Raw genomic sequence first — 20,956 nt, 5'->3', positions numbered from 1 at the left:
CGGCGGGTTTTATTCGCTTGTTTGAATTTTTGACTTTCCTATTCCCCCACAAGGTCGTCCCATGCTGATGCCGTCCGTCAAACCCCTGGATGAACTCGAAAACCCGAGCGAGTTCATTGCCCGCCACATCGGCATCAGCGAAGCCGACGAAACGCTGATGCTGTCCGTGATCGGCGAGGCCTCGCGCCGCGCCCTGATCGACGGCATCGTGCCGCGCAGCATCGCGCGCAGCACGGGCATGGACCTGCCGCCCGCCGTGACCGAAGCCGCTGCGCTGGCCGAGCTCAAGGCCATTGCGGCCAAGAACCAGGTGTTCAAGAGCTTCATCGGCCAGGGCTACTACGGCACGCACACGCCGGGCGTGATCCTGCGCAACGTGCTGGAAAACCCCGCCTGGTACACCGCCTACACGCCCTACCAGGCCGAGATTTCACAGGGCCGCATGGAAGCGCTGGTGAATTTCCAGACCATGGTGACCGACCTGACCGGCATGGCGATCGCCAACGCGTCCATGCTCGACGAAGCCACCGCCGCCGCCGAAGCCATGACGCTGGCCAAACGTTCGGTCAAGGCCAAGGGCAACGTGATCGTGGTGGCCGGTGACGCGCACCCGCAGACCATCGAGGTCATCCAGACCCGCGCGAAGCCGTTGGGCCTGACGGTGAAGCTCGCGAACTCGGCGCCCGAATGGGCCGAAGCGCTCCAGGCAGACGACTACTTCGCCGTGCTCGCGCAGTACCCGTCCACCAGCGGCCGCATCGACGACCTGCGCGCCGAGGTGCAGACCGTGCACGGCAAGCAGGCCGCGTTCATCGTGGCGGCCGATCTGCTGGCGCTCACGCTGCTGGTGCCCCCAGGCGAGTTCGACGCCGACATCGCGATCGGCACCACTCAGCGCTTCGGCATGCCCATGGGCGCGGGTGGCCCGCACGCCGCCTACATGGCCTGCCGCGACGAGTTCAAGCGCTCGCTGCCCGGCCGCCTGGTGGGCGTGAGCGTGGACACCCACGGCAACCCGGCTTACCGCCTCGCGCTGCAGACGCGCGAGCAGCACATCCGCCGCGAGAAGGCCACCTCCAACATCTGCACGGCGCAGGTGCTGCCGGCCGTGGTGGCCAGCATGTACGTCGTGTACCACGGCCCGCAGGGTCTGAAGCGCATCGCGCAGCGCGTGGCCGCGTACACCGCGGTGCTGGCGCAAGGGCTGGCGCAACTGGGCCACACGCTGACGAGCACATCGGCCTTCGACACGCTGACCGTGAAGGCCGCCGACGCGGCCCAAGCGAAGGCCATCGTGGCCAAGGCCGTGACCAAGGGTGCCAACCTGAAGCTGTCGTGGGGCCAGTACGTGAGCCTGTCGCTGGACGAAACCACCACGCGCGACGACATCGCCCTGCTGTGGTCGGTGTTCGCGAAAGACGGTCAGGCCCTGCCCAGCTTCGACGCCTTCGAAAAAGGCATCGAGCCGCTGATCCCCGCCGAGCTGCGCCGCACCAGCGCCTACCTCTCGCACCCGGTGTTCAACAGCCACCACTCTGAGACCGGCATGCTGCGTTACCTGCGCGCGCTGTCCGACAAGGACCTCGCGCTGGACCGCAGCATGATCCCGCTGGGTTCCTGCACCATGAAGCTCAACGCCACCAGCGAGATGATCCCCATCACCTGGCCGGAGTTTGCGGGTGTGCACCCCTTCGCCCCGGCCGACCAGCTCCAGGGCTACCAGGAGTTGGACGAACAGCTGCGCGCCTGGCTGTGCCAGGCCACGGGCTACGCCGGCATCAGCCTGCAACCCAACGCGGGCTCGCAGGGCGAATACGCCGGCCTGCTGGCCATCAGGGCCTTCCACGCCTCGCGGGGTGAAGCCCATCGCAACATCTGCCTGATCCCCTCGTCGGCCCACGGCACCAACCCCGCGTCGGCCCAGATGGCGGGCCTGCAGGTGGTGGTGACCAAGTGCGACGAGAGCGGCAACGTGGACATGGCCGACCTGCAGGCGCAGTGCGAAAAACACAGCGCCAACCTGGCCTGCGTGATGATCACCTACCCCAGCACCCACGGCGTGTTCGAGACCACGGTCAAGGAGCTCTGCGCCCTGGTGCACAGCCACGGCGGCCGGGTCTACGTGGACGGCGCCAACATGAACGCGCTGGTGGGCGTGGCAGCGCCGGGCGAGTTCGGCGGCGACGTGAGCCACCTGAACCTGCACAAGACCTTCTGCATTCCCCACGGCGGTGGCGGCCCCGGCGTCGGCCCGGTCTGCGTGGTGGCCGACCTCGTGCCCTTCCTGCCCGGTCACCGCACGGGCGCCGAGCCGGCCGGCGTGTGCGGCACGCCAGAAGAGCAGGACAAGTTCCGCGTCGGCGCGGTCTCTGCAGCGCCGCTGGGCAACGCCGCCGTGTTGCCGATCAGCTGGATGTACATCCGCATGATGGGCGCCGACGGCCTGAAACACGCGACCGAGGCCGCCATCCTGGCCGCCAACTACATCAGCAAGCGCCTGGCGCCGCACTACCCCACGCTCTACGCCTCGGCCAACGGCCACGTGGCGCACGAGTGCATCCTGGATCTGCGTGGGTTGAAGGAAACCAGCGGCGTGATGGCCGAGGACGTGGCCAAGCGCCTGATGGACTACGGCTTCCACGCGCCTACGCTGAGCTTCCCGGTGGCCAACACCCTGATGGTCGAACCGACCGAAAGCGAGACGCTGGAAGAGCTGGACCGTTTCATCGACGCCATGATCGCGATCCGCGAGGAAGTCCGCCGCGTGGAAAAGGGCGAGTGGCCGCAGAACGACAACCCGCTGAAGAACGCGCCGCACACGGCCGACAGCCTCATGAAGGCCGACTGGCCGCACCCCTACGCACGCGACGTGGGCGCCGCCAGCGCATCGACCCGCGCACACGCCAAGTACTGGCCGCCCGTGGGTCGCATCGACAACGTCTACGGCGACCGCAACCTGTTCTGCAGCTGCGTGCCGGTGGGGGACTGACCCCCGCGTCGCCTTCGGTGCCACCCCTTGACGAAGCAACGGACAAAACCATCGCTTGAATAGACCGCCACAGCGGGAGAGACCAGGGCCAGCGAGCCCTGGCGCCGAAGGAGCAACCACCCCGGAAACTCTCAGGCACCCCAGACCGCTGAGGCGCATTCGGTGCGTATCGCCGCACCACACACTCTGAAGAGCGGCCGGGATTCGTCGTCCCGGCCCACCGCAGGAGCAAGCCTGTCCCCTCGGGGCCGGCGAATCTCTCAGGTCACAAACAGAGGGGGTCATGGCCCGCACACGGTGTGCGGTTCGTGCCCCTTTGTTTGACGGCTTTGAAAGAGATTCCCATGGCACAGCCACACCTCATCGTCATCGGCGGCGGCATCACCGGCGTCACCAGCGCCTACGCCCTGGCCCGTCAGGGTCACCAGGTCACCCTGATCGAAAAACACCGCTACGCGGGCATGGAAACCAGCCACGCCAACGGCGGCCAGCTCTCGGCCTCCAACGCCGAAACCTGGACCCACCCCTCCACGCTCATCAAGGGCCTGAAGTGGATGCTCAAGGCCGATGCACCGCTGCTGGTCAACCCCAAGCCCAGCTGGCACAAGCTGAGCTGGTTCGCCGAGTTCGTGGCGTCCATCCCCAAGTACCGCGACAACACCATTTCCACTGCGCGGCTGGCGATCGCCGCGCGCGAGCACCTGTTCGGCTGGGCGCAGGCCGAGGGCATAGCCTTCGATCTGAAGCAGCAGGGCATCCTGCACATCTACCGCGACAAGGCTGGCTTCGAGCACGCGGGTGAAGTCTCGAAGCTGCTGGCCGAAGGCGGTTTGCCGCGCCGCGCCGTCACACCCGACGAGATGCGCGCCATCGAGCCCACGCTGGCCGGCGAGTACTTCGGCGGCTACTACACCGAGAGCGACAGCACCGGTGACATCCACAAGTACACCCACGGCCTGTCCCTGGCCTGCGAGCGCCTGGGCGTGAAGCTGCTGACCGGCCAGACCGTGGCGCGTGTGCAGAGCAACGGCACAGCGGCACAGGTCACGCTCGCCAGCGGCGAGGTGCTGAGCGCCGACGCCGTGGTGGTCTGCGCCGGCGTGCACAGCCGCGCCCTGGGCGCGCAGCTCGGCGACCGGCTCAACGTCTACCCGGTCAAGGGCTATTCCATCACCGTGATGCTGAACGACGAGCACAGCCAGGCCGCAGCGCCCACGGTGAGCCTGCTGGACGATGAAACCAAGCTGGTCACCAGCCGACTCGGGTTGGACCGCTTCCGCGTGGCCGGCACGGCCGAGTTCAACGGCATGAACCTGGACATTCGCGCCGACCGCATCCGCCCGCTGGTGGACTGGGTGAACCGGTGTTTCCCCGGCGTGAGCACGCGCCGCGTGGAGCCCTGGGCCGGCCTGCGGCCCATGATGCCCAACATGCTGCCGCGCGTCGGCCCCGGCCGCCAGCCCAACGTGTTCTACAACACCGGCCATGGCCATCTGGGCTGGACGCTCTCTGCCATCACCGCGCACCAGCTGACCGGGCACGTGGCACAGTGGCAAGAGCGGTTGTCGCCCCACGCCACACTGCGATCCGCCACGGCCTGAAACCGCCCCATACAAGACCACACAACAACCAGGAGACACCATGGCCATTTCGGCTTTTGATCTGTTCAAGATCGGCATCGGTCCCAGCAGCTCGCACACCGTGGGGCCCATGCGGGCCGCGCGGCTGTTCGTCGCCGGTCTGCAGACCCAGGGCCTGCTGGCGCAGGTGGCGCGCGTGCACTGTGGGCTGTACGGTTCGCTGGGCGCCACCGGCAAGGGCCACGGCAGCGACAAGGCCGTGCTGCTCGGCCTGTGCGGGCATGAGCCCGAGTCGGTGCCGATCGAGTCGGTGGAACCGACCATCGACGGCATCCGCTCCAGCGGAAGCATCCAGCTGCTGGAGCAGCACACCGTGGCCTGGAACGACCGCGAAGACCTCTCCTTCTTCCGCAACCAGACCCTGCCCTTCCACGCCAACGGCATGCGCCTGAGCGCCTGGGACGCCGCCGGCACGCTGCTCGCCGAGCGCACCTACTACTCGGTGGGCGGCGGCTTCGTGGTCAGTGATGAGGTGGCCGCCGACGGCAGCAAACAGAAAGTGATCGCACCCGATGCCACACAACTGCCCGTGCCGTTCCGCTCGGGCGACGAACTGCTGCAGCGCTGCCGCGAGCAGGGCCTGTCCATCGCCGGCGTGATGCGCGCCAACGAGCGCCACTGGCGCAGCGACGTCGAGGTGCGCGAAGGGCTGCTGCGCATCTGGGTGGCGATGCAGGCCTGTGTGGAGCGCGGCTGCCGCACCGACGGCGTGCTGCCCGGCGGGTTCAAGGTCCGCCGCCGCGCACCGCAGCTCTACCGAGACCTCACACAACACCCCGAAAAGGCCCTGACCGATCCGCTGGCCGTGCTCGACTGGGTCAACCTCTACGCGCTCGCGGTGAACGAGGAAAACGCCGCCGGTGGCCGCGTGGTCACCGCGCCCACCAACGGCGCGGCCGGCATTGTGCCCGCCGTGCTGCACTACTACCGGCGCTTCGTGCCCAGTTCCACCGACGAGGGCGTGGTCGACTTCCTGCTCACCGCCGCGGCCATCGGCATCCTCTACAAGGAAAACGCCAGCATCAGCGGTGCCGAGGTCGGCTGCCAGGGCGAGGTGGGCGTGGCCTGCTCCATGGCGGCCGGCGCCCTGTGCGCCGTGCTGGGCGGCACGCCCGAACAGGTGGAGAACGCGGCCGAGATCGGCATGGAGCACCACCTGGGCCTGACCTGCGACCCGGTGGGCGGCCTGGTGCAGATCCCCTGCATCGAACGCAACGCCATTGCCTCGGTCAAGGCCATCAACGCCGCGCGCATGGCCATGCGCGGCGACGGCGTGCACCACGTCAGCCTGGACAAGGTCATCAAGACCATGCGCGAGACCGGCGCCGACATGAAGACCAAATACAAGGAGACTTCGCGCGGCGGGCTGGCGGTGAATATCGTGGAGTGCTGATCCCCCCGCGCCGCCTGCGGCGCCACCGCTTGTTGCTTTCCATCGCACCCGTCGGTACAAACCCTCTCCCCGAGCGAACGGTCGTTCTATTACAAAGTGATGGCCGATTGGTACCAATCGGTACCAATCCACCTACAACGAGGAGACGGACCACATGAGAAAGCTTTTGCCCATCGCCGTGCTGGCAGTGGCGGCGTGCGTTGCCATGCCCGCCAGCGCCCAAAGCGGCTACACCCAGACCCGGCATCCCATCGTGCTGGTGCACGGCCTGTTCGGGTTCGACGCCATCGGCCCGGTCGACTACTGGTGGGGCGTTCCGGCGGCGTTGCGCAGCAGTGGGGCCAAGGTGTACGTCACCCAGCAATCGGCGGCCAATGCCAGCGAGGTGCGTGGTGAGCAGTTACTGGCCGAGTTGCGCCGGCTGCAAGCCGCCTACGGGCACCAGAAATTCAACCTGATCGGACACAGCCACGGCGGTCACACCATCCGCTATGTGGCGGCCGTGGCACCCGAGCTGGTGGCCTCGGCCACCAGTGTGGGCTCGCCCCACGCCGGCAGCCCCGTGGCCGACAACATTGCGGCTGCGGTGGACGGCACTGGCAGCACGGCCGTGGCCGCGAAGCTGATGGATGCCTTCGCCGGCCTCGTGAGTGCCCTGTCGGGTGAGGCAAAACCCCAGAACTCCGAAGCGGCCATGCGCTCGCTCACCACCCAGGGCAGCGCGGCGTTCACCCAGCGTTTCCCCGCTGGCAAGCCGAGCGAGCCCTGCGGAGAAGGATTGGCCGTGGTCAACAACGTGCGCTATTACTCCGTCGGCGGCACGGGCGTGGTCACCAACCTGCTCGACCCCACCGACGGCCTGTTGGCCGTGGGTTCGCTGAGCTTCAAGGGTGGCGCCAACGACGGGCTCGTGGGTCGCTGCGCCTCACACTGGGGCGTGGTGCTGCGCGACAACTACCCGTGGAACCACCTCGACGAGGTCAATCAGGCCTTCGGCCTGCGCGGGCTGTTCACCCCCGACCCGGTGGCCTTCTACCGCACCCACGCCAACCGCCTCAAGCAAGCCGGGCTCTGACGATGGGGGGCAAACAGCGGCTCCGGGCCGTGGGAGCCGTGGTGGGGGTCGCCGGTGTGGCGGGGCTGTTGTTCCTGCTGGCCCCGTCACCAGCGGTCCCGCCTTCGGCTGCACACCGCAGCGCCGATCCAGGCTGGAGCCTGCTGGCGTTGGGCGGCGCAGAGAACCCACAGGCCAACGCCGCCCAGCAGGCGCCCCGCCCGTCCGTGGCGCCTGAAGACCTGTGGCACACCCTGTTGACCGAGGGGTCCCTGCGCGGCGCCGAACTCGATGGCGCCTGGGGCGCCTGGGACGGACAGCGACTGATGCCCCATGCCGACTTGCGCCGCCGCTTCGACCAGTTGCTCACCACCCTTGGCGAAACACGACCCGACGAACTGCGCCAGCTGGTGGCGTGGCTGGCCGAACGCGACCTGGGCGCCCCGGGCGCACAGGCGGTGCTGGAGGTGTGGGACCGCTACCTGAAACTGCAGCAACACGCCTTCCGCGAGACCATGGACCTGAATCGGCCCGAGCGCTGGGCGTCCGTGCTGCAGGAGCGCCAACTGGTCAGGCGAGACGTGCTGGGCATGGCCTGGGCCGATGCGTTCTACCGGGAAGAAGAAGCGGCCTTGCGCCAGCGCCTGGACCGGACCCCGGAAAACCAGGGCGCGGCCGAACCGGCGTGGACCGCCGCTGCGCCCGCGGGCCTGGAGCCGCAGGCATGGCACCGCGAGCGGGTGGCGGCGCTGGGCCAGGAGGCGGCGGATCGGCTGCAGGCCGAGGAACGTGCCCAGGCCGATTGGGAACAGCGACTGACCACCGCCCGCTCCACCATCGAGCGCCTGTCCCGCGCGCCCGAGCTCTCGCCGGGTCAGCGGCAGGAAGCGGTACAGAACTGGTTGAACCAGCATTTCCAGGGTTCTGAACGGCTGCGTGCAAGCGCGCTGCTGGGCCTTTAAACTGCCGGCTGGCGCTGCACCGGCAGCGCCCCGACCGCCTCGCCCAGCGGCCCACCACCGCCGCCCGCCCCATGACCACCGATTTCCGCGTCTTGAGCCTCATCCCCCCGATGACGCAGCTCAACACGCCCTACCCATCCACCGCCTACCTCACCGGTTTCCTGCGCTCGCGCGGGATCAACGCGGTGCAGGAAGACCTGGCGCTGGCGCTGGTCTTGAAGCTGTTCACGCCCGCCGGGCTGGAGGCCGTGCGTGGCCGCGCGCTGGCCTTGCCCGAGGCGCAGCGCTCAGGCAGCGTGCACGCTTTCCTGGACCAGTTCGACGCCTACCGCAGCACCATCGGCCCGGCCATCGCCTACCTGCAAGGGCGTGACTCCACGCTGGCACACCGCATCGCCGCGCGCGGCCTGCTGCCCGAGGGCCCGCGTTTTGCCGCGCTGGACGCGTATGTGGACGACGGCAGCGGCGACCCGCTGGCCTGGGCCTTCGGCGCGCTGGGCGTGCAAGACAAGGCGCGCCACCTCTGCACGCTCTACCTGAACGACCTGGCCGACGTGCTGCGCGACGCGGTCGATGAGCGCTTCGAGTTCGTGCGCTACGCCGAGTCGCTGGCCAGCAGCCAGCCCACCTTCGACCCGCTGGCCGCCGCGCTCGCCGCGCCGCCCACGCTGGTGGACGAACTGCTGAGCGACCTGACGCTGGCCGCCATCCACCGCCACCAGCCCACGCTGGTGCTGCTCTCGGTGCCGTTTCCCGGCTCGGTCTACGCGGCCTTGCGCATCGCGCAGACCATCAAGTCACACAACCCGCACATCCGCATCGCCCTGGGCGGTGGCTTTGTGAACACCGAGCTGCGTGAGCTGTCGGACCCGCGCGTGTTCGACTTCGTGGATTTCGTGACGCTGGACGCGGGCGAGCGGCCGGTGTTGTCGCTGATTGAACACCTGCAGGGTCGGCGCTCGAAGCAGCGATTGGTTCGGACCTTCGTGCGAGAGAGCCCTCACCCCGGCCCTCTCCCAGAGGGAGAGGGCCAAGGGGCGGAAGCCAACGCAGCCACCGTGCGCTACATCCACCTCGCCGAGCCCGACATCCCGTTCGAAGACGTGGGCACGCCCACCTGGGACGGCCTGCCGCTGGACCACTACCTGAGCCTGCTCGACATGCTCAACCCTATGCACCGCCTGTGGAGCGACGGCCGCTGGAACAAGCTCACCGTGGCGCACGGCTGCTACTGGAAGAAGTGCAGCTTCTGCGACGTGAGCCTGGACTACATCGGCCGCTACGAAACGGCAACCGCCAGCAAACTGGCCGACCGCATCCAGGCCATCGTGGAAGAAACCGGCCAGACCGGCTTCCATTTCGTGGACGAGGCCGCTCCGCCCAAGGCGCTGAAAGCGCTGGCCGAAGAGCTGATCCGGCGCGAGCTCAACATCTCGTGGTGGGGCAACATCCGGTTTGAAAAGACCTTCACGCCCGAGCTCGCCGAGCTGCTGGCGCAAAGCGGCTGCATCGCCATGAGCGGTGGCCTCGAAGTGGCGAGCGACCGCCTGCTCACCCTGATGAAAAAAGGCGTGTCGGTCGAGCAGGTGGCGCGCGTCACCAAGGGCTTTTCCGACGCCGGCATCCTGGTGCACGCCTACCTGATGTACGGCTTTCCGACGCAGACGCTGCAGGACACGGTGGATGCGCTCGAATACGTGCGCCAGCTGTTCGAGGCCGGCTGCATCCAGAGCGGTTTCTTCCACCGCTTCAGCTGCACGGTGCACTCCCCCGTGGGCCTGGACCCGGCGGCCTACGGCATCGAACTGATCCCGCTGCCGCCCGTGAGCTTCGCCAAGAACGACATCGGCTTCATCGACCCCAGCGGCACCGACCACGACGCGCTCGGCATCGGCCTGCGCAAGGCGATCTACAACTACATGCACGGCCTGTGCGTGGAAGACGACGTGCGCCGCTGGTTCGAGCACCTGCCGCACAAAGTGCCCAAGCCCACGGTGAGCCGGCACCGCATCGCCAAGGCGCTGGCCGCCGCGACCCACTGAAGCTGGATATGGCTGGAGTCGCCCATGCCTACCAGTACCTGGCGCGATCCGAACTGCGCCAGGGAAACACATCGAGTCTGCATCTTGCGACATCGAACCCTGGAAGCGACGCCAGTTCGCACCCGCATCTCTACGAAGGGCGCTTCACTGCTCCGCGCCAGGCCGCCGCCCTGCTCAGCGCGGTGCACCTCCTGGTGGGTTCGCGCTTCTTCACCCCGGCCAACAGCGTGGCCAAGGCGATCGCGCTGGCCGACCCCGTGATCACCGTCAATGGAGAGCGGCTTCGGTTTGAAGGCTTTTCTTCCTGCTGCAGCGCCTACATCCGCGCCGACTTTCTCCCCGAAAGCCATGAGGGTGAGGTATTGGGAAAAGGCACCACCAACGTCGACTTCAACCTGCCCACGCGCTCTGCGCTGGCGCGTGTTCGCGATGAAGACGGACTGGCCTTGTCGGTCGGGCATGACGCGGTACATCTCACGAGTGGGCGCGACCAGATCATCGAGCGCAAGGTGGATCTGCCTTTGCGCTGGCTTCGTGGCATGGTGGAGGTGCAGTCTTATCTGGCCAACATGCGCGCGACGCTGCGCTTCAGCGGAATCGAAGCCATCCAGTGGTTTCGCCACCTGCCCAAAGGCAATACCCACCACACCCCTTTGTGGCTGACACAGGTTGCTGGGCGACTGGTCAGCTCCACACTCGACAACCCGAACGGCGTGCGTCTGAGCGATACCCGCCGCCTGCGCGTGCTCGAACCCTTGTTGCCATTCACGCAGCGGGTCACCGTCTATGCGGACGCCCACCAGCAGGCCAGCGCCTGGGTACTCGACCTCCCGGGCGCACGCCTCACACTGGCCTTGAGTGCCGAACCCTGGCGCGCCTTCAGCGGTGAAGGCCAGGCCCTGCAAGCCCTCATGCACATGCAGAACCACGCCAAGCTGCCCGAGCTGCGCGCTCAGCTGCATTGGCAAGCCCGGCTGATCGCGTCCGACCTGGGCGAGCGCCTGGACATGCCACTGCAACAAATCCAGCAAGGCCTTCACGTGCTGGGCGCCAGTGGGCTCTTGGGATTCGATCTCACCGATGGTTGCTACTTTCATCGTGTGCTGCCCTTTGATCTGACCGCCCTGCACGACATGCACCCCCGCCTCGCCGGTGCGAGTGAGCTGCTGGACAGCGGGTGTGTGACCCTGCACAGCCTCTCACCGGTGACGGCCAGCGTGGGTAAGGGCGACTCGGTTCACGCCGTGCGAGAGCACGACGGGCAATGGCGCTGCACCTGCCCCTGGTACGGCAAGCACCAGGACGAACGCGGACCTTGCAAACATGTGCTCGCTGTAGAAGCAGCCGCGGCAAAAGCGATACCTCATTGAAAACACCGCCGATCGATCGACAAGGCCTTTGCCCTTTAAATTTTTCTCCAGCACTTCCAACATGAATGCTCGACCAACCGATGTCGGCCCCTTCAACGATTCACTTGTTGAAGCCATTGAGAAAGGCGATGCCGAGGCGGTAAAAACACTGTGTCTGGCCATGACACCCCAGCAGCGTCGGGCTTGTGCGGCGGGCTTGGTGGAGCTGGGACAGGACATCAAGCACAGCCTGTGGCCTGCAGCCCATGGGAAGGGCCACTGGAAGCGCCCGGCAAACGCTGCGCACCACCGTGCCCACGACCTGGCCACTCTGGCCTGCGGCGATCCTGAGGACCTGCTCAACCTGGTCGAATACGTGGGCATGCGGTGGGAGGAAGCATCGGCCTTTCTGACCGCACTGGGGAAAGACCCCATGGTCTGGCGACAGGCCTTGCAACGGGTCATCGGAAACCAGTTGGCCAAGCACGTATGGGGGATCGAAGCCATACAGCGCCTGATCGCTAGCGGATGCGCAGATCGCCCAACAGGACACGACTACACCACCGCATTGATCGGATGGCCGCGCTTGATGCATTGGCAGAGCCCGGGCGGCTGGGCGGCGCGGCTAGAGGCCGACCCCGGACTGCATGAGGCGTTCCTGGCATTTTTTGAAGAACAAGGCAGCGCGGAAAACAACCTTGCATCCGTGGAAAAGTATGCAAAAACAGGTCAGGTTCTTTGGTCTCGCGTTTTTCTCGACGGTATTGACCAGGGCCACTACACGCGCGCTCAACTGCTGGAAAAAACGCTGGGCACCCTGGAAAGCGACTGGATACAGATGCGCGCTGGATGGTTTTCAAGGTTTCATCAGTTGCTCGCACCCAGCGCCGACGAGATGGCTCCTTTTTGCGAGCGCTATCTGGGCCTGACACACAGCCGCATCCCTCCCACGGTTGCTCTGGCACTCGATGCGTTGCGAACGTTGTTCTCGGCTGGTGTGATCCAGGGGGCCGACCTGCTCCCATCGCTTGCGCCCGTGTTCTACGCTGCGGCAAAAGCCCATGTTTTGGGCGCATTGAAGCTGGCCCAAGCCGCGAGTCTGAAAGACCCATCGCTCAAGCCACTGGCCAGCCGTGTTGCGATGCCGGGCCTGCTACACCCCGCAAGCGATGTGCAAGCGGCCATATTGGCAGCCTTGCACACATGGGGGCTGGACGAGCAGCAACGCGAAGAACTGCGAACCTATGCCACGGGAATCGCCCAGGTGCATCGCGGTGCACTGAGCAAGTTACTTGGAGCCGCAACTTCGGAGCCGGCCGTCGATACCGTGCCCACCCAAGCGGTAGCGCCACTCGAACCTTGGAACCCCTTGAGCGAAGCACGGCGACTGAGGCCCTGGGTCCTCGATGCTGAAGGCATTGAGCGCATTGCGTTTGCTCTCGAGAATCCGGGCGCCATTGATGAAGTGGAATGCGCGCTGGCAACCCTGGTGCAAGCCGCTCCGCTCCCGGCCGAGCAGCAACAGCAATGTGCGCCCTTGCTCAAGCGGGCCAGGAAGATGAAGGCCCGGTCGATGCCCGCCGAACTTTCACGGTTGCTGATTTTTGTATTGGCCGGCCAACGGCAACCCAACGCCAATCAGCAGCACCACTCCATCTACAGTGGGCCACAGACGCCCACACCACTGGAACGCTTCGCTTTCCGCATTGACGATCTGATCGATCAGGCAGCACAAGGCTGGGGACTCATTCCCATTTCAACGCCCAGCCACCAAGGCGGCTTTCTGGATGCTGCCGAACTGCAAAGCCGTCTGAAAATCTACCAGGATCGCAGTTTGACTGTTTCGGCCACTGAACTTGATTTGGCACGGCAGCGTGCCCTGCCACGCCCCACCAAGCAGCCCCAATTTGTCTGGACAGGTGGAACCCGAACGCGCGAATACGACGGGCATGTCACCCACTCCCCGCACTTCGACATTCGAACCCAGCAGGGTGTTGCGCCCGAGCATTTCTACCTGGAGCACTTGGCGTTGGCCGATTTGCGCTATCTCGCCAGCACCATGCCGGGACAACTGGAACCCTTTTTTGCCGAAGGATCGCAGGCCTTGGCAAGCAACCTGGATTGGTGGGAGGCCCGCTGGGTCAACCAGGCCTATATCGAGCGGCTGCTGGAGCCCAGCACTGTGATCGACGCGGACCATCCGATGGCGGTGCTGACACTTGCCTTGGCGCTGGGTGGCAAACAGCCGGGGCAGACCGCGATGGCGGTCGATGCCTTGGCACAGGCCCATGCACAGCGGCGAATTGATCCAATCGCCCTGGGCCAGGTGTTGCAAGCTTTGTTCAAAACGCCATTGGTGAAAGCCAAACGCTACGCCGCCAGCCTGGGCAGCGCGCAACGCAACAACCCCGAAGCCGGTCCGCTGGTGTTTGCCTGTGTCTGTGACATCGTGCGTGCCCACCAGACCCATCCGATCAAAGACCTGGGAGCGTTGCTGGATCTGATGCTGGAGGTAGGGCTCGCCCAGAAGCTGCGATTGCCGCCCGATTGCGCCACCATGCTGCAGCAGGTCGATGCGACCGGTAAGCTGAAAAAGCAAATGCAGGCGGTGCTTACTCACCTGTGCTGATCCAGCGCAGCTCCACAAAGGTCCGAGTTCAACGGTTCCCAGCGTGGCGACCTACAACCGCATGCACGGGCCTGTGCATGGAAGACGGTGGAGACGCGCCCTCAGCGCATCATCTGCAGGTAAGCCGTGGTCACAGCCACCTGGGATTCGTCCAGCGAGGTGGCCACGGTGGTGCCAAAGGCCATGCGGTCGTCGATGGGCCAGATCTGCCCGTCGGTGGTTGCGATGGCGTTGGCGAACGACACATCGCGGAAGCGGCCGAAGCGGGCGTCGTTGCGGCCGTCGATCTGCTGGTCGAGCATGGACGCCAGCGAGGGGGTGACGCTGCTGAGCACCATCACGTTGCGCGGGCGGGTAGCGTAGGTGTTGACCGTGGCGCCGGGTTCGGCCCAGTCCACGCTCTGGAAACAGACCCGCACTTCCTGCGGGTTGCCGTTGCTGTCCAGGTAGACGTAGCGGTCCGCGCTGCCGGCCGTGCGCCCTTCCGGCAGGCGCACGCCGGCGGCCAGGAAGGCGTTGAGCATGTCGTTGCCGCAGAGCTGGGTGCCCGCCGGGGCGGTGCCGCCGTTGATCTGCCCGGTCGGGTTGGTGGCGCTGTCGCCGGGCGGGCGCCCCACGCCGTTCACATAGGCCTCGTAGGCCAGTTGCCAGCCCTGCACGAAGTCGGTGGACAGGCGCTGGTTGGCCGCGCTGCGCTGCAGGTCGCGGCCCACGGCCACGGCGCCCAGCAGCAGGCCGATCACCAGCAGGGTGATGCTCAGCTCCACCAGGGTGAAGCCGCGCTGGCGATGGCCTGGCGCGGCGGACTTGGCGGGTTGGGCGTTGGTCGGTCGATTCATGGTGCGTACCCCGAAAACACAGTAGGGCTCAGAAGCCGATCGCATCCGCGAGCAGCGCGTTGCGGTTGATGGAGATGGACAGGTCGGTGATGGCGGTGGTGCGGGCCGCGAATGCGTTGTGCGTGTCCTGGGCGTCCACCAGCGAGTCCACGGACAGCCCCATGGCGACGCCCGCGGCAATGCCGCCCGCCACGGCGGCGGCGATCCCGACCGCGGCCAGGCCGATCTGGAACGAACGCGCGCCCGCGCTCATGGTGGTGTCGGCGGTGGCCGAGAGCATCGCCTGGGCAGCGTCGGCCCCGCCGGCGATGGCGCTGGTCACGCCCGCCGTGGCGGCCGCGACGTCCGCCTCCGCCAGCTTGACCATCACGTACAGCTGGTCCCGGTAGTCGTACAGGGCGCGCTCCAGCACGAAGGCCCCGGTGGCGGCGTTGAAATGGGCGTGCTCGGCCACCGACAGGCCGGTCTCGCAGCCCAGCGTGGCAAACAGCTCGGCGTGGCTGGCGGCGAGCACGGTGTCGTCGTAGGCGTGGGTCGAGCGCGTGTTGGACGACTCGAAGGTGGGCGAGGCGTCGCTGGCCGTGGCGTTGGCGCCGTCAAAGGCCTGGCCGTTGCCGTCGGCGTCGAGCAGGCCCGGCGCGGCGATCACGAACGCGGCCGGGCGGCGCACACCGGCGGACATCACACCGAGCGACCCGGCGGGCGCGGTGGCGGCGTCCGAGGCGGTGTTCAGCGCCAGGCACACGTCCACCTGGTTGACCGAGGCCGCGCCGCCCAGGCTGCAGGGCGGCGCGTTGGCCGCATTGCACGCGCTGTTGAGCGGGGCCGCCACGTCACCCGACTGGGTGGCGCCCAGCAGCCCCGCCGTGGCCACGGGCAGGGGTGGCGCGTTGCCGTTGGGGGCGTTGCCGTTCTGCGGGCGCGGGTTGGGCGTGCGCACGCGCAAGGGGTTCATGCGGTCCTGCGCCACCGCGAGGTCGCGGTCCAGGTGGGCCGTGGCCGAGGCCTCGCGGAACACGCCGTAGCGCAGCCGGCCGGCCTCGGGGCGCGGCAAGGCCAGCGTCTGCCAGGGCACGTAGCCCACCTGGCGCAGGCCCCCGCCCGCGAGCGAGCAGGACTCCACGCCGTTGGCGTCGGCCGCCGGGCAAGGCAGGCGGTGGCGGGCGTACAGAAAACCCAGCACCGACTGGCGGGCCTGCTGCTGCGCGTCCAGCTGCACGGCCGACACCCGCTGGCCCGCCGACTGCTGCCAGAACGCCACCGCCCCCCACACGATCAGGCCCAGCGCCAGCAGGGCCACCGAGATTTCCACCAGCGTGAACCCCCTCATCCGCTGTCTCATGGGTTCAGTCCTTTCGTGTCGAGTGCGATCGATTGGCCCAGCGCATCGGCCAGCGCGGTGTAGACCCCGGCCGCGTAGGTACTGGTGGCCACGAGCTTGGCCCGGGAGTCCACCAGGGCCTGCTGGGCGTCCACCAGGTCCTGCGCGGCCAGCACGGTTTCGGTGACGGCCACGGCCATGTTGACGGCCGCGATGGCCACGGCATAGACGGTCAGGCCCTCGGTGTTGGCGGCCGAGGCCAGCCCCACCAGGGTGCTGGTGGTCGAAATGGCCAGGCCCATGGCGGCCATGGCCACGCCGGTCTCGGCGCCGCTCACGCCGTCTTCGGCCGTCGTCACGTCGAATTTGCGCAGCGACCAGTACTCCTGCATCACGCGGGTGGTGTCGTACTGGGCGAAGGCCGCCTGGGCCGACCCCTGGGCAGCGCTCAGCCGGGCCACGCAGCCCATGCGGGCGGACAGGTCCGCCGGCCCAACGGCCAGGCCGATGTCGTCGAAGCCCTCGTCCTGCGCACGGCCCGGCAGATCGAACCGCCACGAACCGCCTGCGCCGACCCGGTTGTTGCCGTCGAACTGGCCGTTCAGGCCCGGGTGCACCAGCGTGAACGCCACCGGCAGGCTGGCCGTGATGTTGCCGGCGCTCAACACGCCGGCCGCCGTGGGGTTGGCCGCGAAACCGCGCAGCACGCGGCACCAGTCCAGCCCGTTGACCGCCGTGCGCCGGGCCGCCGCCGTGGTGATCAGGCTGGTCACCTGCGTGGCCGCGGCGGCGGCGGCCGGCGCGTCGGCCGTGGCCACCGGCAGCACCGGCACGCCGGTGAAGTTGATGTTCAGGTCGGGTGCGATCCAGGGCGCGCCGGTGGCGGCCAGGTCGGCCCCGCCGCCGCGGTTGACGCCGTAGTGCAGCACGCTCAGGTCGCTGCTCAGGCCCAGCGTTTTCCAGGGCAGGAACACGGCGTCGGCCGTGCCGCAGGCTTCCACCCCGGCGGTGTTGGCCGCGGCGCACGGCAGCCGGTGGCGCGTGAGCACGAAGCCTTCGACCGCCGATTGCGCCTCGCCCAGCTGGCGGCGCATGTCCTGCGCCGAGACGGGCTGTTGCGTGGCGGCGATCCAGCGCCAGAGCATCAGCCCGATCACGCCGGCGATCACCAGCGACACGCCCAGCTCGATCAGCGAGAACCCACGCTGCCGACGGATGAAGAAGCGGTTCATCGTGTGCCCCCCTTCACGTCGACGTTGATGAGCAGATCGGAGGCTGTCGTGGGCGACCAGGGCGTGACGCCGGTGCCGGTGAGGTTGCAGGCCGGCGGGTTGTCGGCCTGGGCTTTCAGGTCGTCGTAGCGCTTCTTGGTATCGACTTCCATCTCCCGCGCGGCGGTGAGCTGCGCGTTCAGGCCGTCGAGCTGGCGCTGTATCGTCAAAGGCCTCATGTATTTGCTGTCTGCGTGGGGTTGTGTCGATCCGGTGTCGCCGCCCGAGCCGTACAGATCCCGCATCGCCGACAGCACAAACGGGCTGCTCGAATAGCTGTCCGCCGGGCAGGCCGGTGCCGGGAGGGGCTTCGTGGTGCAGGCAACGAAGGTCAAGGGGGGGTAATAGAAGTTGTAGGGGCCCAGGCTGCCATTGGCGAGGTTGGTGTAGGCCGTCTGGTAGCTGCCGCGCGCGCTGTTGAGCACCGCCAGCGCGCTCGCTTCGGCCGTGATGGCGGCCTGCAGGTTCACGTAGGCCTGGTCCCGCTTGACGATGGCGTTGTCGCGCTCCGAGGTGAGCGTGGTCACGTCGTTGAGCAACGCCAGCTCACCCTGCTTGTTGCTGCGCTGGAGCTGCAGCGCTTCCTTGGCGGTCTGGTCCGTCTCGGCGGCGATCAGGATGTCCAGCGCGGCGATCTCCGCCTCCACCTGGGGGATCAGCGTGGTGCGGTTGGCCAGCATGTCGTTGTAGCGCACGACGATGCCGCTCCAGCTGTCGTATTCGGTCTGGTAGAGCGTCCGGGTGGCCTGCGCATCGGCGTAGTCCAGCGCCTCCTGGTTCCAGGTGTTCGAGCCGTTGATCAGTTGGTCCACGGTGCCGTCGAGGTCGGACGATGAGCCGCCGTACCGGACCCAGAAATACAGGGCGTTGATCGCATCGGTCTTGGTGGCGTTCGCATTGGCCAGCTCAATCTGCTTGGCCGCCACCTCGCCCTCCAGGCGGGTCACCTCGGCCCTGGCCTTGTTCCATTCGTCCAGCGACGCGGCCAGCGCCGCGCTGACGTCGGGCACGGGGCAGGACACCGATGCCGGCGGCCGGCTGTTGTCGGCCAGCACCAGGGCGTTGCCCGCCATGATCGCGGCCGTCACATTCAGGGCGATGGTGGCGATGTTGGCCGCGGTGGACACCCCGGCGAGCACGGCCGAGGCGATGTGCTGCGGGAAGGCCGCGCAGGCGTTCACCGCCAGGCCCAGCGTGGCGCCGCACAGGGTGGCCTCGGCCACCGCGTTGCCGGTGTCCGAAGCGGCCTCCACCACCGACGCGGTCAGCTCCACCGCCGTGATCGCCGCGCCCAGGGCCGCGAAGATCACCGCCCGCTCGGCGGCGTCGATGTTGTCCTCGCGCATCTCGTCGACCTGGTCCACCACGTCCAGCCCCAGCGCCACGGTATCGATCGACTGCGCCAGCGGCTGGCAGTGAAAGGCCGACTGCAGGCTGGCCAACGAACGTTCGCGCACCACGTCGTCGTAGCTGCTGAGCAGCGGTGAACGGTCCGGGTCTTCCACCGTGTTGCCCGCGGCGCCGTTGACGCCGTCAAACAGCGAGCCGTCGCCGTCGGTGTCCTCCAGCCCCGGGTGCACCAGCGCATAGGCCACCGGGCGCAAGGGGGACGAGGTCACGTGGGCCATGCCCGCGCCGAAGGTGGCGGCCACGCCCTGCCCCACCCGCTGGCACAGGTCGGGCAGGGTGAGGATGTTGGCCTGGTAGCTGCCGCCGTTGCCGACGGTGTCGCGCATGGCCGCGAAGGTGGTCGCGCCGTCGTCGTATTCCAGCGGGCGCCAGTCGTCGCCCAGCACCGCGAGGTCGTAGGTGCTGGCGCCGCGCTGCACCAGGTAGCGCAGCTGGGCCACGCCCACGCCCGCATCGGCGCCCGCCAGCTTGAGCGACGCCGACGGCAGCCAGCCCTTCTGGGCGCCGGCGCCGCAGTCCTCCAGCCCGTCGCGGTCGGTGTCGGGGCACGGCAGGCGGCGCATCACCGTGGCGAAGGTGATCACGGCCGTGTCCGCCTGGGACAGGGACGCGCGTTCCTGGCGCGAGCTCTGCAGCGCGGAGCGTTCGCGCCATTCGAGGTAACCGACCGTGGCCAGCCCGCCCACGATCGCGATGAACAGCAGCACTTCGAGCAGGCCCAGGCCGCGCTGGCGGCGCCGGGTGGTCGGGGCGGGCACGCCGGCCCGGGGCGTCAACCGCATCAGCCCCCTCCCAGCGAGTGGTTGACCGACTGGCGCACCAGGTCGTAGATCGGCAGCAGCAGCGCGACGATGAGGAAGATGAACAGCGCGCCGGCCAGCAGGATGAGCGCGGGCTTGATGATCTCGCCCAGCGACTTGACCACCACGTCCAGCCGCTTGCGGTATTCGGTGGCCAGGCGGTCGAGCTGCTTGTCCAGCGAGCCCGACTCCTCGCCCACGGAAATCATGCGCACCGCCATGGCCGGGAAACCGCCCACGCGGCGCATGGACGCGCCGATGCCCTCGCCGCGCGCCACGCCGTCGCGCACCCGCAGCAGGCGCTCGCGGTAGTACTGGTCGGTGGTGGCGCGGGACAACACGTCCAGGCTGAGCATGAAGTCCAGGCCGGCGCGCACCAGCAGGGCCAGGTGTTCGCTGATGAAGGCCATGCCCGAGGAGGTGGACAGGGTGCGCGCGATCGGCAGGCGGTGCAGCAGCTCGTGGCAGGCGAGCCTGAAACCGGGGATCGAGCGGTACAGCCACATCAGCGCCATGATCAGCAGCACCACGCCGACCGCGAACAGCACCAGGTAATGGACCAGCGCGTCCGACACCGCGATCAGCCACTGCGTGAGCGGCGGCAGCTTGGCCTGGAGCTGCTTGAACAGCTGGGCCATGTTGGGCACCACGTAATAGAGCCAGAAGAAGCCCACGCCCAGGATGGTGGTGAACACCAGCACCGGGTAGATCAGCGCGGTGCGGATGTCGCGGCGGATGTCGATCAGCCGCTCGATGTGCGAGGCCGACTCCAGCAGCATGCGCGGCAGTTCGCCCGACTGGTCGCCGATCTCCGCCAGGTTGCGCACGGTTTCCGGAAACACGTCGGGGTGCCGGGCGAACGACTGCGGCATGCGCATGCCCGAGCCCAGGTCGGTGTGCACGCGCTGCGCGACCTCGGCCACGCCGTCGTCGCCGGACTCGTCTTCTACCAGCGTCTTGAGCGCCTCCATCATCGGCACGCCCGCGTCCAGCATGATGCCCATGTCGCGCAGGAAACCGGCCAGGTCCTGCTGGCGCACGTGGCGGCGAAACAGCCGCATGCGCAGGTCGTTCAGCGCCGTGATCCAGGCCGGCAGGCGCACCAGGCTGAGCACGGCGCCCTCGGTGGTCTGTTCCAGGCGCAGGCGCACCGAGTGGTCGCGCTCGACCAGTAGGCGCAGAAAGCCGCTGCGGACCTTGCCGTGGGGCAGCAGCACGCGGTAGTAGTAGGTACGCAGACCGGCGGCGGTGCTCATG

General features: G+C 67.8%; 13 protein-coding genes and 2 riboswitches. Of the genes, 8 read left to right on the top strand and 5 right to left on the bottom strand.

Annotation, left to right across the window (positions count from 1 at the left end; translation table 11 throughout):
* Window positions 1-61 precede the first annotated feature (61 nt).
* The 8 genes from gcvP (at window position 62) to KIH07_RS13270 (ending at window position 14,058) form a co-directional block, all read left to right on the top strand.
* Window positions 62-2,989 (top strand): aminomethyl-transferring glycine dehydrogenase, encoded by a 2,928-nt coding sequence (gene gcvP / locus KIH07_RS13305; protein ID WP_226492428.1) that lies wholly within the window; start codon window positions 62-64, stop codon window positions 2,987-2,989.
* A gap of 63 nt (window positions 2,990-3,052) precedes the next feature.
* A riboswitch (glycine riboswitch) is annotated at window positions 3,053-3,147 on the top strand.
* Between the two features lie 18 nt (window positions 3,148-3,165).
* Window positions 3,166-3,274, top strand: a riboswitch (glycine riboswitch).
* 59 nt (window positions 3,275-3,333) lie between these two features.
* Window positions 3,334-4,590 (top strand): D-amino acid dehydrogenase, encoded by a 1,257-nt coding sequence (locus KIH07_RS13300; protein ID WP_226492427.1) that lies wholly within the window; start codon window positions 3,334-3,336, stop codon window positions 4,588-4,590.
* 40 nt (window positions 4,591-4,630) lie between these two features.
* On the top strand, window positions 4,631-6,022 hold the full coding sequence (locus tag KIH07_RS13295; RefSeq protein ID WP_226492426.1) for an L-serine ammonia-lyase: 1,392 nt from the start codon (window positions 4,631-4,633) through the stop codon (window positions 6,020-6,022).
* Window positions 6,023-6,176: 154 nt separating this feature from the next.
* Entirely contained in the window at window positions 6,177-7,097 is a 921-nt protein-coding gene (locus tag KIH07_RS13290; RefSeq protein ID WP_226492425.1) for an esterase/lipase family protein, read from the top strand.
* Between the two features lie 41 nt (window positions 7,098-7,138).
* Window positions 7,139-8,038: a lipase secretion chaperone gene (locus KIH07_RS25480; RefSeq protein ID WP_226492424.1), complete on the top strand. Its 900-nt coding sequence runs from the start codon at window positions 7,139-7,141 to the stop codon at window positions 8,036-8,038.
* 71 nt (window positions 8,039-8,109) lie between these two features.
* Window positions 8,110-10,080: a B12-binding domain-containing radical SAM protein gene (locus tag KIH07_RS13280; protein WP_226492423.1), complete on the top strand. Its 1,971-nt coding sequence runs from the start codon at window positions 8,110-8,112 to the stop codon at window positions 10,078-10,080.
* Window positions 10,081-10,088: 8 nt separating this feature from the next.
* Window positions 10,089-11,450, top strand: a complete 1,362-nt coding sequence (locus tag KIH07_RS13275; RefSeq protein WP_226492422.1) for an SWIM zinc finger family protein — start codon at window positions 10,089-10,091, stop codon at window positions 11,448-11,450.
* A 61-nt stretch (window positions 11,451-11,511) separates the two neighbouring features.
* Window positions 11,512-14,058, top strand: a complete 2,547-nt coding sequence (locus tag KIH07_RS13270; protein ID WP_226492421.1) for a DUF6493 family protein — start codon at window positions 11,512-11,514, stop codon at window positions 14,056-14,058.
* 101 nt (window positions 14,059-14,159) lie between these two features.
* Here the strand turns inward: KIH07_RS13270 and KIH07_RS13265 are convergent, their stop codons facing one another.
* Genes KIH07_RS13265 through KIH07_RS13245 form a run of 5 tightly spaced genes read right to left on the bottom strand, consistent with a single transcriptional unit; the run spans window position 14,160 to window position 20,955 of the window.
* Window positions 14,160-14,897, bottom strand: a complete 738-nt coding sequence (locus KIH07_RS13265) for a type II secretion system protein (RefSeq protein ID WP_226492420.1) — start codon at window positions 14,895-14,897, stop codon at window positions 14,160-14,162.
* Between the two features lie 28 nt (window positions 14,898-14,925).
* The gene (locus KIH07_RS13260) at window positions 14,926-16,239 is read right to left on the bottom strand and encodes a type II secretion system protein (protein ID WP_226492419.1); all 1,314 of its coding nucleotides are present in this window, start codon (window positions 16,237-16,239) and stop codon (window positions 14,926-14,928) included.
* Window positions 16,236-17,450: a type II secretion system protein gene (locus KIH07_RS13255; RefSeq protein WP_226492418.1), complete on the bottom strand. Its 1,215-nt coding sequence runs from the start codon at window positions 17,448-17,450 to the stop codon at window positions 16,236-16,238. The genes KIH07_RS13260 and KIH07_RS13255 overlap by 4 nt, the downstream gene beginning before the upstream one ends.
* The gene (locus KIH07_RS13250; protein ID WP_226492417.1) at window positions 17,447-19,681 is read right to left on the bottom strand and encodes a type II secretion system protein; all 2,235 of its coding nucleotides are present in this window, start codon (window positions 19,679-19,681) and stop codon (window positions 17,447-17,449) included. Before KIH07_RS13250 ends, KIH07_RS13255 begins: the two co-directional genes overlap by 4 nt.
* Window positions 19,681-20,955: a type II secretion system F family protein gene (locus tag KIH07_RS13245; protein WP_226492416.1), complete on the bottom strand. Its 1,275-nt coding sequence runs from the start codon at window positions 20,953-20,955 to the stop codon at window positions 19,681-19,683. Before KIH07_RS13245 ends, KIH07_RS13250 begins: the two co-directional genes overlap by 1 nt.
* Between the last annotated feature and the right edge of the window lies 1 nt (window position 20,956).

The sequence above is a fragment of the Hydrogenophaga taeniospiralis genome (genome assembly GCF_020510445.1).
In the GTDB taxonomy this organism is placed as follows: domain Bacteria; phylum Pseudomonadota; class Gammaproteobacteria; order Burkholderiales; family Burkholderiaceae_C; genus Hydrogenophaga.
Note: the sequence above shows the minus strand (reverse complement) of the source record. Positions and strands in the feature narration are given on the sequence as shown.

Excerpts from the sequence above, each read along its gene's own strand:
- KIH07_RS13250 (WP_226492417.1), bottom strand. The coding sequence starts at position 19,681 with ATGCGGTTGACGCCCCGGGCCGGCGTGCCCGCCCCGACCACCCGGCGC.
- KIH07_RS13270 (WP_226492421.1), top strand. The coding sequence starts at position 11,512 with ATGAATGCTCGACCAACCGATGTCGGCCCCTTCAACGATTCACTTGTT.
- KIH07_RS13295 (WP_226492426.1), top strand. The coding sequence starts at position 4,631 with ATGGCCATTTCGGCTTTTGATCTGTTCAAGATCGGCATCGGTCCCAGC.
- KIH07_RS13260 (WP_226492419.1), bottom strand. The coding sequence starts at position 16,239 with ATGAGACAGCGGATGAGGGGGTTCACGCTGGTGGAAATCTCGGTGGCC.
- KIH07_RS13280 (WP_226492423.1), top strand. The coding sequence starts at position 8,110 with ATGACCACCGATTTCCGCGTCTTGAGCCTCATCCCCCCGATGACGCAG.
- gcvP (WP_226492428.1), top strand. The coding sequence starts at position 62 with ATGCTGATGCCGTCCGTCAAACCCCTGGATGAACTCGAAAACCCGAGC.
- KIH07_RS13255 (WP_226492418.1), bottom strand. The coding sequence starts at position 17,450 with ATGAACCGCTTCTTCATCCGTCGGCAGCGTGGGTTCTCGCTGATCGAG.
- KIH07_RS13245 (WP_226492416.1), bottom strand. The coding sequence starts at position 20,955 with ATGAGCACCGCCGCCGGTCTGCGTACCTACTACTACCGCGTGCTGCTG.
- KIH07_RS13300 (WP_226492427.1), top strand. The coding sequence starts at position 3,334 with ATGGCACAGCCACACCTCATCGTCATCGGCGGCGGCATCACCGGCGTC.
- KIH07_RS13290 (WP_226492425.1), top strand. The coding sequence starts at position 6,177 with ATGAGAAAGCTTTTGCCCATCGCCGTGCTGGCAGTGGCGGCGTGCGTT.
- KIH07_RS13275 (WP_226492422.1), top strand. The coding sequence starts at position 10,089 with ATGGCTGGAGTCGCCCATGCCTACCAGTACCTGGCGCGATCCGAACTG.
- KIH07_RS13265 (WP_226492420.1), bottom strand. The coding sequence starts at position 14,897 with ATGAATCGACCGACCAACGCCCAACCCGCCAAGTCCGCCGCGCCAGGC.